The organism is Streptomyces sp. NPDC055955 (assembly GCF_042270245.1).
Lineage (GTDB): Bacteria > Actinomycetota > Actinomycetes > Streptomycetales > Streptomycetaceae > Streptomyces.
On the sequence record NZ_JBHJYS010000015.1, the window covers coordinates 148358 to 163546 of the forward strand.

General features: G+C 71.5%; 12 protein-coding genes. 2 read left to right on the top strand and 10 right to left on the bottom strand.

The genetic code is table 11. The features are described from left to right. Nucleotides 1-29 precede the first annotated feature (29 nt). On the bottom strand, nt 30-1427 hold the full coding sequence (locus tag ACFC96_RS28195; protein ID WP_376257077.1) for a gluconate:H+ symporter: 1398 nt from the start codon (nt 1425-1427) through the stop codon (nt 30-32). 60 nt (nt 1428-1487) lie between these two features. Beyond that, nucleotides 1488-2012 carry a gluconokinase gene (locus ACFC96_RS28200; RefSeq protein ID WP_376257079.1) on the bottom strand — a complete coding sequence of 175 codons (525 nt, stop codon included), beginning with the start codon at nt 2010-2012 and terminating at the stop codon, nt 1488-1490. Between the two features lie 130 nt (nt 2013-2142). On the opposite strand from ACFC96_RS28200, the gene ACFC96_RS28205 reads away from it, so the two are divergent. Next, nucleotides 2143-2844, top strand: a complete 702-nt coding sequence (locus ACFC96_RS28205; protein ID WP_330280232.1) for an FCD domain-containing protein — start codon at nt 2143-2145, stop codon at nt 2842-2844. Nucleotides 2845-2972: 128 nt separating this feature from the next. Here the strand turns inward: ACFC96_RS28205 and ACFC96_RS28210 are convergent, their stop codons facing one another. The 8 genes from ACFC96_RS28210 to ACFC96_RS28245 form a co-directional block, all read right to left on the bottom strand. Continuing rightward, a complete protein-coding gene (locus ACFC96_RS28210) occupies nt 2973-3365 on the bottom strand; it encodes a YchJ family protein (RefSeq protein WP_376614747.1) in 393 nt (130 codons plus the stop codon). 49 nt (nt 3366-3414) lie between these two features. Next, complete coding sequence (locus ACFC96_RS28215) at nt 3415-5676, bottom strand: glycoside hydrolase family 3 N-terminal domain-containing protein (RefSeq protein ID WP_376614749.1); 2262 nt, start codon at nt 5674-5676, stop codon at nt 3415-3417. Next, nucleotides 5673-7607, bottom strand: coding sequence for a cellulase family glycosylhydrolase (locus tag ACFC96_RS28220; RefSeq protein ID WP_376614750.1), 1935 nt, complete (start codon nt 7605-7607; stop codon nt 5673-5675). Before ACFC96_RS28220 ends, ACFC96_RS28215 begins: the two co-directional genes overlap by 4 nt. A gap of 31 nt (nt 7608-7638) precedes the next feature. Then, nucleotides 7639-8637, bottom strand: a complete 999-nt coding sequence (locus ACFC96_RS28225; protein WP_376614752.1) for a LacI family DNA-binding transcriptional regulator — start codon at nt 8635-8637, stop codon at nt 7639-7641. Between the two features lie 47 nt (nt 8638-8684). After that, on the bottom strand, nt 8685-9530 hold the full coding sequence (locus ACFC96_RS28230) for a carbohydrate ABC transporter permease (protein ID WP_376257090.1): 846 nt from the start codon (nt 9528-9530) through the stop codon (nt 8685-8687). Nucleotides 9531-9544: 14 nt separating this feature from the next. Next, nucleotides 9545-10483: a carbohydrate ABC transporter permease gene (locus ACFC96_RS28235; RefSeq protein ID WP_376614753.1), complete on the bottom strand. Its 939-nt coding sequence runs from the start codon at nt 10481-10483 to the stop codon at nt 9545-9547. Nucleotides 10484-10527: 44 nt separating this feature from the next. Then, nucleotides 10528-11808: an ABC transporter substrate-binding protein gene (locus ACFC96_RS28240; RefSeq protein ID WP_376257601.1), complete on the bottom strand. Its 1281-nt coding sequence runs from the start codon at nt 11806-11808 to the stop codon at nt 10528-10530. A 178-nt stretch (nt 11809-11986) separates the two neighbouring features. Next, entirely contained in the window at nt 11987-12901 is a 915-nt protein-coding gene (locus tag ACFC96_RS28245) for an AraC family transcriptional regulator (RefSeq protein WP_376257094.1), read from the bottom strand. A gap of 193 nt (nt 12902-13094) precedes the next feature. On the opposite strand from ACFC96_RS28245, the gene tkt reads away from it, so the two are divergent. Next, nucleotides 13095-15179, top strand: a complete 2085-nt coding sequence (tkt, locus tag ACFC96_RS28250) for a transketolase (protein ID WP_376614755.1) — start codon at nt 13095-13097, stop codon at nt 15177-15179. Nucleotides 15180-15189 lie beyond the last annotated feature (10 nt).

The window sequence follows — 15189 nt, forward strand, 5'->3', positions numbered from 1 at the left end:
ATCATGAGGCGGTCGGACGACTGAGGCCGCTAGATGACCAGGGACAGCAGCAGCACCAGGCCACCGGCGACGACCGAGATGATCGTCTCCATGACGGACCAGGTCTTGATGGTCTGACCCACGTCCAGGCCGAAGTACTCCTTCACCAGCCAGAAGCCCGCGTCGTTCACGTGGCTGAAGAAGAGCGAGCCGGCGCCGATCGCGAGGACCAGCAGGGCCGTGTGCGCGGTCGACATGTCGGCCGCGAGCGGCGCCACGAGGCCGGCCGCCGAGATGGTCGCGACGGTGGCGGAGCCCGTGGCGAGGCGTATGACGACCGCGATCAGCCAGGCGAGCAGCAGGGCCGGGATCGCCCAGTCCTTGGAGATGTCGAGGACCATCTGGCCCACGCCCGAGTCGATGAGGGTCTGCTTGAAGCCGCCGCCCGCGCCGACGATGAGGAGGACGCCCGCGATCGGGGCGAGCGACTTCTCGACGGTGGAGGACAGCCGGTCCTTGGTGAACCCGGCCGCGCGGCCCAGCGTGAACATGCCGACGATCACGGCGGCGAGCAGGGCGATCAGCGGCGAACCGATGACGTCGAAGACGCGCTGCACAGTGTGCTCGGGCTTGTCCACGACGATGTCGACGAGTGCCTTGGCGAGCATCAGGACGACGGGGAGCAGGATCGTGGCGACGGCCGCGCGGAAGCTGGGACGCTTCTCCAGGTCGTCGCTGGCGCGCGCCGGGGTCATCTTGTCCGGGGCCTGGACGTCCACCCAGCGGGCGGCGACCTTCGAGAACAGCGGACCGGCGATGATCACCGTCGGGATGGCGATGAGGACACCCAGGGCGAGCGTGACGCCGAGGTTGGCATGGACGGCGTCGATCGCGACGAGCGGGCCGGGGTGCGGCGGGATCAGGCCGTGCATGACCGACAGGCCGGCGAGGGCCGGGATGCCGATGCGCATCACCGAGTAGTTGCCGCGCTTGGCGACCATCAGGACGACCGGGATCAGCAGCACGATGCCGACCTCGAAGAACAGCGGCAGCCCGATCACCGAGGCGATCAGGACCATCGCCCACGGCATGGCGCGCCCGCCCGCCTTGGCGAGGATCGTGTCGACGATCTGGTCGGCGCCGCCCGAGTCGGCGAGCAGCTTGCCCAGGATCGCGCCCAGCGCGATCAGCACACCCACACCGGCCACCGTGGAACCGAGGCCCGTGGTGAAGCTGACGATGGTCTTGTCGAGGGGGGCGCCCGCGAAGGCTCCCAGGGCCAGAGAACCGATGGTCAGCGCCAGGAAGGCGTGGACCCGGAACTTCGTGATGAGCACAACGATGACAGCGATGCCCGCGAGGACGGCGATCCCCAGCTGGGCGTGGCCCGCCGAGGTGATCGGTTCGACGGCATCCGCTGCCAGCGTCTCGACGCTGAGACTGGTCACGGTTCTTCCTTGGTGTGGGTGGGGACTTCTGGAACTGCTTCAGCGCCGGGCGCTGGGGGACTAGGACACGCCTTCGAGGTCGGCGAGGGCCGCGACGGCCCGCTGCGTGATCTCCTCGGGGCTGCCCGACACATCGACGTCGACGCCCGCCTCGTCCGCCGCGAGCGGCTGGAGCGTGGCGAACTGCGAGTCCAGCAGGGCCGTGGGCATGAAGTGCCCCTGGCGGTGCGACATCCGGTCCTCGATCAGGGCACGGTCACCCGTGAGGTGGACGAACACGACCCCGGGGGCCTCGGCCCTGAGCCGGTCGCGATAGCTGCGCTTGAGGGCGGAGCTGCTGACGACGCCGCCGAGTCCCGCCCGTCCGTGCGCCCACTCGCCGATGGCGTCGAGCCACGGCCAGCGGTCGTCGTCGGTCAGGGGGGTGCCGGCCGACATCTTGGCGATGTTCGCCGGCGGGTGGAAGTCGTCGCCCTCGGCGTACGGGACGCCAAGCTTGTCTGCGAGCAGGGGGCCGATCGTGGTCTTGCCGGTCCCTGCTACGCCCATGACTACGACGACGTGGGGGGTACGTCGTGTCTTCATCGCGTCCTCGCTGTCTTCTTCGACATCGCTGTGTCACGACACTGAAACCTGAATGGTCGGACAAATTCAAGAGACTGTGACATAAAAGTCTGACTTTTTATTCCGCCGACCCGCCTCGTACGCTGACGTCATGACCACACAGGGCCGGGGGCTGCACGCCCACGTACTGGAGAACCTCGGCCCCGCCATCACCGCCGGGGAGTACCCGCCGGGCAGCGTGCTGCGCACGGACGAGCTGGCCCAGCGGTACGAGGTGTCACGTTCGGTCATGCGGGAGGCCGTACGGGTGCTCGAGTCGATGCACCTCGTGGAGTCCCGGCGCCGGGTCGGCGTGACCGTCCGGCCCACGGAGGAGTGGAACGTCTACGACCCGCAGGTCATCCGCTGGCGGCTGGCCGGCGCGGACCGGCCGCGGCAGCTGCGCTCCCTCACGGTGCTGCGTTCCGCGGTCGAGCCGGTCGCGGCCGGACTCGCCGCGACGCACGCCACGGCCGAGCAGTGCGCGGCGCTCACCGAGTGCGCGCTCGGCATGGTCGCCACGTCACGCGGCCAGCAGCTGGAGGCGTACCTCGTCCACGACATCGAGTTCCACCGGGTCGTCCTGAACGCGTCGGGCAACGAGATGTTCGCCCGGCTCGGTGACGTGGTCGCGGAGGTCCTCGCGGGACGCACGCACCACCAGGTGATGTTCGAGGACCCGGACCCGGCGGCCGTGTCACTCCATGTGCAGGTCGCCGAGGCCGTCCGCGAGGGGGACGCGGCCCGCGCGGAGGCGCTCACGCGCGAGATCGCGGTGGGCGCGCTCGAGGAACTGGACATCCTCGCGCCCTGAGCGCGTGGGCGCGCCCCAGGGTCTCTCGTGCGGATCACGCCGGGCTCGCGGGTGCCGGCGCCGCGCCCCGCGGCGAGGCACGGCGCCGGCACCCGCTCCCTGATCCGCCCTGATCCGGACGCAGGGCCCTAGTCGATGAAGTCGCCGTCGACGTACACCCATGCGCCGTCGAGCCGTATGAACCTGCTGCGCTCGTGCAGCGAGCCGGGCCGTCCGCCGTCGGTGTAGCGGGCCCGGAACGTCACGGTGCCGGTGTTGTGGAAGGCCGAACCCTCGGTCGTCCCCAGGATCTCCAGACCGGTCCACTTCATGCCCGGCTCGAAGGTGACGGCAGGGGGCCGGGTGGCCGGGTGCCAGGTCCGCAGCAGATACGCGGCGTCCTTGACGGCGAAGGCGCAGTAGCGGGACCGCATCAGGGCCTCGGCGGTAGGCGCGTTCGCCCCTCCGGAGTGATACCGGCCGCAGCAGGCGTCGTACGCGGAGGGGAGCCCGCAGGGGCAGGTGGGGGCGGGGCGTGACATGCGGACGATTCAACCAGCTCCGCCGCCGGTCACCCGGCCCCCACCCCCGTCATGGCGTCACGGTCAGTGCCGCGCCCCGCGTGCGGTCCGACGAGGGTCCCGTCTCGATCGAGAACGCGCCGGGCTCCACGGCGAGGTCCAGGTCGCGGCCGACCGAGGCGAGCACCTCGGCGTCGACGGCGAACACGGCCTCGGCGCTCCCGCCGGGCTCCAGGTCGAGCCGTACGAAACCCCGCAGTTCCCGCACGCGCGGCCACGACGTACCGCCCGACACCCGGCGCACATACAGCTGCACCGTCTCGCGCACGGGCCGCGTCCCGGTGTTCGTCACCGTGACGGAGCACGTCGTGCCGGGTTCACCGGCCGTGACCGTGGAGTGCGCGAGGCGGGGTTCCGCGTACGCGACCGTCGAGTAGGACAGGCCGTGGCCGAAGGAATGCCGCGCGCAGACGCTCTGGTCCACGTAGCCGCGGTATCCGTGGTCCTTGGCGTTGTAGAAGACCGGCAGTTGCGCGGCGGACCGCGGCACCGACACCGGGAGCCGGCCCGCCGGCGACGCGGTCCCGAACAGGACGTCGGCCACCGCCCGTCCGCCCCACGGTCCCGGATACCAGGCGCACAGCACGCCCTTCACCTTCCCCGTGAGGTCGGGCAGCGCGTGCGGGCGGCCCTGGACGAGGACCACGACGACCGGGGTGCCCGTCGCCGCCACCGCGTCGAGCAGCGCCGACTGTCCCTCGGGCAGCCGCAGATCGGCCAGGTCGACGCCTTCGCCGCAGGTCATGCCGACCGGGTTCCCCGAGGCGACGACGGCCGCCCCGTTGGCCTCGAAGCGCGTGTCGGCCTCGCGGGCGCTCGAACCGCCGAGGACGAGCACGGCCACGTCCGACGACGCGGCCAGCGCGACCGCCTCCGGCACGCCGGAGAGATCGCCGCCGACGAGCTCGCAGCCGCGCGCGTAGGCCACTTCGGAGCCGGGAGCGGCCCCCGCCCGGATCCCGTCGAGCACGGTGACGCCCGAGCCGGGCCGCTGCGGCGCGGTGTAGTCCCCGATCTGGCCGGGAACGGAGTCCGCCCCGGGACCCACGACCGCGATGCGGCGCGGGGAAGGGCCGAGCGGCAGCGTCACCCCGTCGTGTTCCAGGAGCACGATCGACTCCCGGGCCACACGTTCGCTCAACTCCCTCACATCACAGGGCTGTTCCGGTTCCCCGGCGTAGGGCCGCTCGAAGAGGCCGAGGCGGAACTTGAGCGCGAGGACGCGCTCCACCGCCGTGTCGACGGTCTCCTCCGCCACGAGCCCCCGCTCGACGGCCTCCCCGAGTCGCGGGAAACAGCCGTCCCACAGGCTAAGATCCGTGCCCGCCGCCAGGGCGAGCGCGCCCGCCGCCGCGGGATCGCCGGCCAGCTGCGTCAGCCGGTCGAGCGCGCCCCCGTCCGCCATCACGATGCCGTCGAACCCCCAGCGCTCCCGCAGGAGTTCGGTCAGGAGGTACCGGCTCGCCGCGCACGGCAGGCCGTCGAACTCGTTGTACGCCGCCATCACGCCCGCGGCGCCCTCGCGGACCCCCGCCCGCGCCGCGGCCAGGTGGATCTCGTGCAGCTCGCGGGCGCCCAGCTCGGTCGCCGCGCTGTTGCGCCCGCCGATCGAGGAACCCTGGCCCGCGAAGTGCTTGAGCACCACCCCGATCCCGGCCCGCCGCATGCCCCGTACGAGTGCCTGTGTGAACCGGGCCGCCAGATAGGGGTCCTCGCCGAAGCACTCCTCGGCCCGGCCCCAGCGCGGGTCGCGGACGAGGTCGAGCGCCGACACCAGGGCCAGATGGCCGCCCCTGGCGCGCAGTTCGGCCGCCGCCGCGGCCGCCGCCTCCTCGTAGAGGTCCGGGTCCCACGTCGAGCCGACGGCCAGGTTGACCGGCAGGACGGTGCCGTCGAGAGCCTGGTGGCCGTGCGGGACCTCCTCGACCAGGAGCACCGGGATGCCGAGGCGCGTCCGCTCGACCATGTGCCGCTGGACCGCGTCCGCGACGCCCGCCGCGTCCGCCGCCGTGATCCCGTCGGCGAAGGTCACCCCGGACCACGGGTCCGCACGCTGCAACCCGTACAGGGCGCCCATGCCGTCGTACGCGGCGACCTCGGAGCGGAACGCGTCCGTGAGCCGGTGGCCCGAGCCGGTGCGCTCGTACGCGTGCCAGCCGTACATCCGCTGGTTGAGCTGCCCGACCTTCTCGGTGAGGGTCATCCGGCCCAGCAGGTCCCGCACGCGCTCGCGCACGGGGGCCGCGGGATCGCGGTACAGCGGCTCGCTCATCGCAGTTCCAGAACGCGCACGCCGTACGGGTCCAGGGTGACGTCCGTGACGGGCTCGCCCGTCCCCGTGTCGTGCAGTTTCCCGTCCGCCTGCGGACACACCGCCACCTCCTGTCCGGACTGGCTCACCAGCCACACGAACCGCCGCCCGTCCTCGTGGACCAGTACATCGGCCGACACGAACGGGCTCTCGACCGTCACGGGCCGTGCCACACCGGCGACCTCGGCCAGCGCCGCGTACAGCCGGTGCGTCTGCTCCGGGTTGACGTGCGCCGTGCGGGCCGCCATGTGCTCCAGCGGATACGTCGCGAGGACGGTGCGCCCGAGGCCCGTGGCCCGTGACAGCAGTGCGGGGCGGCCGTGCGCGTCGACGGCGACGACCTCCGCGTCGCGCGCCTCGACCGGCAGGTACGCCCGGCTGTCCTCGTTGCCCGCGACGGGGAAACGCAGGGTCTCACCGGCCCTGATGCCCCCGAAGTCCTTCGTGAACGTCATCTCCAGGACGTCGTCCTCGATCGGCTCGGCCACCCCGTACGACAGTTGCATCTCGACCCCGAACAGCCCGTCCAGGTCGTCGAACCACGGTCCGCGCGTCCCGGGGTGCTCGCCCGAGCAGAAGGACAGATAGACCGTCGCCCCCTCGGCGGCCCGCCGTGCCAGTGCGCGCCGGGCGCGCGTCGTCAACTGCCTTGTGGCGGGCAGGAGATAGAGCGCGACGTCCTCGCTGATGCCGTCCGCCTCCCGGGTGAGACCCACCGCCAGGTCCGCGGCGCGCGCCGCGACGTACCCCTGGTGGAGCGAGGTGAAGATGAGCGGGCGGTCTGCGGGGCGGCTGTACGGGTAGCCACGCTCCAGGAACGCGGGCACGACCAGCGCGGCCCCGGCGTCCGAGCGGCGGCAGCGCGCGAAGTCGACCTGCTCCAGCACCGTGGCGAAGGCGGCGAGTTCGACGAGGGGTGCCTTCGGGGCGCCCGCGCTGTCCGTGATGCCGAAGTGCATCTCGAAGGGGTGGTGGTCGTAGGGGGAACGGTCCCACAGGTCGTCGTAGTCCGTGTTGTTCCAGGCGACCCAGCCCGTCGCGCCGCCGAGCAGTGAGTTGTGCAGGGTCTGGCGGTAGTACACGCCCGCGTTCTCGGCGGAGACCGTGTCCGTCGACAGACCGAACTCCTCCAGGACCACCGGCTGCCCCGTGACGGACGCGAGCTCGCACTCGAACGCGGCCCGGTAGTGCTGGCGCGGCCGGTCCGTGTCGGAGCGGTAGACGTGCGGGCCCACGAAGTCGACGTACTCGGCGGTGTCCCGCAGCGAGAAGCCGTTGTCGCGGCCCGTCACCTCGATGCCCCACGCCCCGTCGCCCAGGGAGACCGGCTGGGTGCCGCCGGCCGCGCGCACCGCGTTGCACATGGCCTGCGCCCACGCCGTGACGACGTCGCTGGAGGGCGGGTCGACCTGGTAGATCCGCCCGTAGCCCGGCATCTCGTTGGTGATCAGCCAGCCCGTGACCGCCGGGTGGTCCTTGAAACGGCGCGTCATCTGCGACACGAACCACGCCTGCCGGCCGACCATCCACACGTCCTCGTACAGGTCCCGGTTCCCGCGCCAGGCCGGATCCCAGTTCTCGCCGGACATGTGACCGACGATGAACGTCGGTACGGTGCCCATGCCCGCCTCGGTGTGCGCGTCGAGGAAGTCGCGGAAGCGCTCGCACAACTCCTCGTCGATCCGGTGCGGTTCGGGGTGGAAGTCGGGCCAGTAGAAGAACGACCGGGTCATGTTCAGGCCGTGCTCGCGCAGCACCGCCAGTTCCTCGCGCACCGTCTTCGGCTCGTAGTCGCGCCACATCAGCGGGCCGCCCGTGCGGGACCAGAAGTTGGCGCCGAGCCAGGGCAGGACGGCGGAGTCGTGGGTGAGGTGGGCGCTGTGGCGTCGCATGGTGGTACCTAGCTCCGTTGAAATGCGGGATCTAACAGGGGGTCGCGGGGCCGGTCGACTCGCGGACGACCAGGTGCGGGCGCCCTTCGAGCGGTGTCTCGGGGACGTCCTCGCCGCACCGGGCGAGCAGCAGGCGCGCGGCGGCCGCGCCGACCCGCTGCACCTGCTGGTCGACGGTCGTCAGGCGCGGGTGCAGCCAGCGGCCGAGGGGAAGGTTGTCGTAGCCGACGACGGACAGGTCCCGGGGCACGGCGAGGCCGGCCCGCTGCGCGGTGCCGATGCCGCACACGGCCATCGAGTCGTTGGCGTACACGATCGCGGTCGGACGCTCGGCGCGCCCGATGAGATCCTCGGTCGCGGCGACGGCGGCCGACTCCGAGAAGTCGGTGCTCAGGACGGCGGCGGGACGGAGCCCGGCGAGTTCGAGTGTCTCCTCGAAGACCGTGCGGCGCAGCCAGGTGTGCTGGAGCTCGGCGGGTCCGGCGACGTACGCGATGCGCCGGTGGCCGAGCCCGAGCAGGTGGTCGACGGCCTCGTGGACGCCCGCCCCCTGGTTGCCGAGCCCGACGGTGGGCACGGACGCCTCCGGGTCGGGCGCGCCGAGCAGTACCGACGGGAGGCCGATACGGCGCAGCAGGGCCGGGCGCGGGTCGTCGGCCCGCGCGTCCGTCAGGACGGCGCCGTCGACCCGGCCCTCCGAGGCGAGCCGCTCGTAGAGCGCGCTCTCCTCGTCGACACCGGCGACGAGATGCAGGAGCAGACCGTAGCCGCGCGGCGCCAACTCGCCCTCTATACCGGTGATCAGCTCGCTGAAGTGCGGGTCGGCCCCGAGCACGTCGGTGGGCCTGCGCACGACGAGCGCGAGGGTGCGGGTACGCGCGCTGCGCAGCGCCGAGGCGGACGCGCTCGGCGACCAGCCGAGCTCCGCCGCCGCGTCGAGGATCCGCCGCCGGGTCGGCTCGGCGAGCCGGCCCTTCTCGTTGAAGGCCTGCGACACGGCGGCCGTCGACACCCCCGCCGCGGCCGCCACCGCCTTGATGGTCGGACGACCGGTCGGCCGTTTCGGTCGGGTCCCGCTCACATCTTCACCGCCCCACTGACGAGTGCCTGCTGCATCCGCTTCTGGAGCACCGTATAGACGATCCACACCGGCACGAGGGTGAGGACGGTTCCCGCGGTCAGGACCCCGTAGTCCGTCCCGGTGATGGACTTCAGCGTGGGCAGCGCCACCTGGACCGTGCGCTGCGCCGGGTCCGGGCCGATGATGACGAGCGAGTACAGGTACTCGTTCCAGAACGTCAGGAAGTTGAGGAGCAGCACCGTCGCGATGCCGGGCAGGCACATCGGCGTGTACACGTGCCGGAGCACCGCGAACGTCGAGGCGCCGTCCATGCGGGCCGCCTCCTCCATCTCCCTGGGGACGGTCCGCATGAACTGGACCAGGATCACCACGGAGAGCGGCATCGCCGTGGCCGGCAGGAAAAGGATCATGAACGTGCGCGTGTGGAACAGGCCGGTGGACGCGGCGAGCAGGAACGTCGGGAAGAGCGCCGCGAACGTCGGGATCAGGAACCCCAGGGAGAAGACGCTCTCGACCAGGGAGGCGAGCCGGCCCGTCGAACGGGCCAGCGCGAACGCCGCGGGGATCGCGAGCGCCAGCGTCAGCACGAGCGAGAACACCGTCACCAGGGCCGAGTTGACGACCGCGAGCCCGAGATCGGCGCTGTGGAAGGCGGTGTCGAAGTTGCCGAGGCCGAGGGACGACGGCAGCGCGAACGGACTGGCGAAGATCTCCTCGTTCGTCTTGAACGCCGAGGCGAGGAAGTAGTACAGCGGCACGACGAGGAGCACCGCGTAGAGCCAGACGAGGATGTGGGCGGGCAGCCAGGACCTGCCGAGGCGGCTGCGCTGGGCGGACTTCATGGCGACGGCTCCGATCAGTGGTTCCGGCGGAACGCGCGCCGGATGGCGAGCAGTCCGACGAGCCCGGTGAGGAAGAGGAAGACACCGACGGTCTGGCTGTAGCCGAGGTCGGCCGCGATGAACGCCTTCTGGTAGACGAGGAAGGACAGCGTGGTCGACGAGCTGCCGGGGCCGCCCTGTGTCAGCAGCAGTACGTGCTGGGCCGACCCGAAGAGCGTCCACAGGAACTGCAGCATCGTCACCACGCCCACGTAGTCGCGGATCACGGGGAAGTGGATGCGCCACATGGTCCGCCAGTGCCCGGCGCCGTCCAGCTGCGCCGCCTCGCCGATCTCCTCGGGGACACTCCCGAGCCGCGCCGCGAACAGCACCGCCGTGAAGCCGATCCCGGCCCAGATGTCCAGCGCGATCAGGCACGCGAGCGCGGTGGAGGGGGAGGCGAGCCACGCGTCGGCGAGCGAGCCGAGACCGACCGCCTTCAGGCCGCCGTTGACCAGGCCGTCGGGGGACAGTGCCGCGTAGAACACCATCGCCTTCGCCGGGGTCGAGATCAGCCCGGGGATGAACAGCAGATACCGGATGACCTTGTGGCCGGGCGGCTTCTGCGCGACGTAGTAGCCGAGCATGTAGGCGCACACGATCATCACCGGCACGGCGACGACGAGTTGGACCGCCGTGTTGCTCACCGCGTCCCAGAACACCGGGTCGTCGAGGACCGTGCGCACGTTGTCGAACCCGGCGAACGAGACGGGCTGCAGCATGCCCGGCCAGCGCAGGGCGGCGACCACGAAGATGGCGACCAGCGGGCCGACCATGAAGACCAGGTACCAGACGAGGGCGGGCAGGGCGAGGATCGTGCCGCCCTGGCGGCGCGGCCGCCGGGCGGCGTCGGGGGAAGGCGGGGTGGGGCGGCGGACCGCGGTCTCGCCCGCTGTCGACGTCATCGTCGTCATGAGCAACTCCCTTACGGATGAGGAGAGAGAGGGGGGCGTGCGGTTCAGACGCCGCGGTACGCGGCCTCGAGGACCGAGCGGACCCTGGCCGCGCTCGTGCCGCGTGTGAAGGAGGTACTCGTCGCCGTGATCAGCGGCTGCGTCGCGGCCGGCGGGACGAACAGGTCGGGCAGCAGCACCTGGCTCACGTCACCGCCGAGCCGCTGCGCCGCGGCCACCAGCGGGAAGTCCGAGCTGACCGTGTCGGACCGCAGCGCCATGTCGCGCCCGGCCTCCTCGATGAACCGCGAGACGGTGTCCGGGCGGTACATGAACCGCAGGAACTTCTCGACGGCGTCGATCTTCTTCGTGCCGTTCGGGCTGATCCAGAAGCCGATCAGCGTGTACGTCCGCAGGATCGTCGGCTTGTCGTGCGCCGCCCCCGGGGCCAGCGGCCAGCCACCCACGTCGGTGTGCCGCGCCACCTCGGCCGGCACCTTCGCGAGGGCCGACGACATGGCGGACTGCATCGCCGCGGCCTGCGTGTTGAACTGCGTGGTCATCGAGTCCGACGTCAGGCCCTGGGCCTTGTCGGCGAACACCCCGGCGTCGCGCAGCTCCACGAAGTACTCGAGGCCCTGCCGTGCGCCCCGGCTGCCGAAGTCCCCGGTCGCGTAGACGTGCCTGGCCTCGTCCTCGGTCAGAAACGTCTGGATGATCTGGGCGAGCAGCTTCTGGCCGGTCCAGTCGTTGCCGCCGACCGTGACGGGAGCGATGCCCTTCCTGCGCAGCTTGCCCGCCGCGGCGATCAGTTCGTCGCCGGTGGCCGGGACGCGGTCGACGCCCGCCTTGTCGAGGAGCGCCCGGTTGTAGGCGACGGGCCAGTTGGTGGCGAAGTAGGGGAAGGCCCGCACCCGGCCCTCGGCGTCGGTCCACGCGTCCAGGGCCACGGGCAGCACCCGCTCGCGCAGCCCCCAGTCGTCCAGGTAGCCCTTCACGTCGACGGTGGCGCCGACATCGGTCCAGGCCAGCGTCTTGTCGTAGAGGTTCACCATGACGACGTCCGGCTCCTTGCGGGCCAGCCGCGAGGTCTCGTAGACCTGCGCGAGGTCGTCGCCGTTGACGAGGTTCCTGACCTTGAGGCCGGGGTTCTCCTTGCGGAACCGGTCCAGGGAGGAGAGGTAGGTGGGGGAGCCGGGGGCGGTGGTGCCGAGCTGGCTGTGCACCACGAGGGTGTCGGGGTCGTCGTCGGCGGCGGCGAGGGCGGAGCAGCCGGACAGGGCGGAGGCGGCGGCGAGTCCGCCGCCGGCGGCGAGGAATCCGCGCCGACTCATCGTCGAGGGCACAGAGCGCACAGCGGTATGTCTCCAACCGGGGTTACGGGTAACGACGGAGTGGTTAATCGATATACCTGTGGGAGGTGCGAGCAACGTAAGGGGTGAGAGAGGAACGGTCAACCCCCCGTTGCGCATGGTGAAACGCGGCCGCCGCGGGCCCGTGCATCCCCGGGGGAAGCGGTGTGGGTCAGGCCTGTTCGGCCCGGAACGCCGCCGGTGTCACGCCCGTGTGCTGCTGGAAGTACTTCGAGAAGTTCGCCGAGTCCCCGATGCCGACGGCCACGCCGATCCGGCCCACCGGCAGGTCCGTGTGGGCCAGCAGGCGCTTCGCCTCCAGGGTCACCCGGCGGTCGATGAAGGCCTTCGGGGTCTGGCCGGTCGCCGCCCGCACCGCGCGGACGAGGGTGCGCCGGGAGTAGCCGAGCTCGTCGGCGTACGCGCTCACGCTGTGGTTCGTGGTGAACCCCTGCTCGACCGCCGTGCGGAAGCGGCTGAACGTCGTGTCCGGCTGCGGCCTGCACTCGTCCGCCGCCGCCTGCGCCGACACATGTGCGACCCGCAGCATGAAGGCCGTGAGCGAGTGCCGCAGCACGGAGGTGTGCAGGCTGAGCGGCAGCGTCGCCGTGTCCAGGTACTCGCGCTTCAGCTGCTCGAGGGAGGAGTCCAGGGCGGCGAGCTGGGCCTCGTCGGGGTGGAGGAGGGGCGGCCGGTCGTAGCGGTACAGGCCCGTCGCCTCGACGATCGCGCGCGGCAGGAAGCCGGGCTGCATGGTGAGCGCCGTGCCGACGTAGCGCTCGCTCGTCGAGAAGCCGTGCACCTGGCCGGGCCGGATCCACAGGATGTCGCCGGCTCCGACCTCGTACTCCGTGAAGTCGATCATGTGGTGGACCGGGCCCTCGCGGAAGAAGAGCAGGACGTGGAAGTCGATCCGGTGCACGCGGCGTGAGAGGCCGACGCCGCCCGCCCAGGGCCCCTCCGTGCCCATCGGGCCGATCTGTATCCCGACCCCGGACACGCTGGCGCTCGGGTCGAAGGGATACGTACGGATGTGCTCCGTCGCTCCCATATGTGCGCTCGGATGTGCGCCGCCCTGCTCCGTCATCCAATTTCCTTGACTCAAACCCGCTCGGCCTCTCGTAGGTGTCCCATTTTCACCGAACGCTGGCACGGGGGCACCTGCCGCGCCAAAAGTATGACCTTTAGATTCGTAGGTGGCTCGACCAGGGCTTTATCCCCGGTCGAGTGGTGCCTTTCGGTACCTCGGATGCACAACGGATGCGAAGGAAGTCGTACAGATGAGCACGCAGACACCGGACGCCCTCGGCCCCTTCGAGTGGAGTGACCTCGACCGGCGTGCCGTCGACACCGCGCGCCTGCTCGCGGCCGACGCCGTGCAGCAGGTCGGCAACGGACACCCGGGTACGGCGATGAGCCTGGCCCCCGCCGCGTACACCCTCTTCCAGAAGGTCATGCGCCACGACCCGGCCGACCCCGAGTGGACCGGCCGCGACCGCTTCGTCCTCTCCCCGGGTCACACCAGCCTCACCCTCTACACCCAGCTCTTCCTCTCCGGCTACGAGCTGGAGCTGGACGACCTGAAGGCGTTCCGCACCCACGGCTCCAAGACCCCCGGCCACCCCGAGTACGGCCACACCGCCGGTGTCGAGACGACGACCGGCCCGCTCGGCCAGGGCGTCGCCAACGCCGTCGGCATGGCGATGGCAGCCCGTTACGAGCGCGGCCTCTTCGACCCCGAGGCCCCCGAAGGCGAGTCCCCCTTCGACCACACCATCTGGGCGATCGTCTCCGACGGCGACCTGGAGGAGGGCATCTCCGCCGAGGCCTCCTCCCTCGCCGGCCACCAGAAGCTCGGCAACCTCGTCTTCGTCTACGACGACAACCACATCTCCATCGAGGGCGACACCGCCACCGCGTTCTCCGAGGACGTCCTGAAGCGGTACGAGGCCTACGGCTGGCACGTCCAGCGCATCGAGCCCAAGGCCGACGGCGACACCGACGTGCGGGCCCTGTACGAGGCCCTGGCCGCGGCGAAGGCCGAGACCGGCCGCCCGTCCATCATCGCGATGCGCACGATCATCGCCTGGCCGGCCCCGAACGCCCAGAACACCGAGGCGTCCCACGGCTCCGCCCTCGGCGCCGAGGAGATCGCCGCCACCAAGCGCGTCCTCGGCTTCGACCCGGAGCAGACCTTCGAGGTCGCCGACGACGTCCTCGCCCACACCCGCGGGGCCCTCGACCGCGGCGCCGACGCGCACACCGAGTGGGACAAGCGGCTCGGCGAGTGGCGCACGGCCGAGCCCGAGCGCTCCGCCCTCCTCGACCGCGTGGTCGCCGGCCGCCTCCCCGAGGGCTGGGAGCAGGCGCTCCCGACCTTCGACGAGGGCACGAAGGTCGCGACGCGCGCCGCGTCCGGCAAGGTCCTCCAGGCGCTCGGCCCGGTCATCCCCGAGCTGTGGGGCGGCTCCGCCGACCTCGCGGGCTCGAACAACACCACCATCGACAAGGCCAGTTCGTTCCTGCCCAAGGGCAACCCGCTGCCGGAAGCGGACCCGTACGGCCGCACGATCCACTTCGGCATCCGCGAGCACTCGATGGCCGCCGAGATGAACGGCATCGCGCTGCACGGCAACACCCGCATCTACGGCGGCACCTTCCTCGTCTTCTCGGACTACATGCGCAACGCCGTCCGCCTCTCCGCGCTGATGCAGCTCCCCGTCACGTACGTGTGGACCCACGACTCCATCGGCCTGGGCGAGGACGGCCCCACGCACCAGCCCGTCGAGCACCTCGCCTCCCTGCGCGCCATCCCGGGTCTGAACATCGTCCGCCCGGCCGACGCCAACGAGACCGCCGTCGCCTGGCGCGAGATCCTGCGCCGCGGCACGGCCAAGCCCGCCCCGCACGGCCTCGCGCTGACCCGCCAGGGCGTGCCCACGTACGCGCTCGACGAGCGGGCGGCGAAGGGCGGTTACGTGCTGCGCGAGGCCTCCACCGAGACGCCGGACCTCATCCTGATCGCGACCGGCTCCGAGGTGCACCTCGCCGTGGCCGCCCGCGAGCAGCTGGAGGCCGAGGGGATCGGCACACGCGTCGTGTCGATGCCGTCCGTCGAGTGGTTCGAGGAGCAGCCGCAGGACTACAAGGACAGCGTCCTGCCGTCGTCCGTGAAGGCGCGCGTCGCCGTCGAGGCCGGCATCGGACTGACCTGGTACCGCTACGTCGGCGACGCCGGACGCATCGTCTCCCTGGAGCACTTCGGCGCCTCCGCCGACGCCGCCACGCTCTTCGCCGAGTACGGCTTCACCGCCGACAACATCGCCGCGCAGGCGCGCGAGTCCCTCACCGCCGCCCGCGCCTGACCCGTACGCG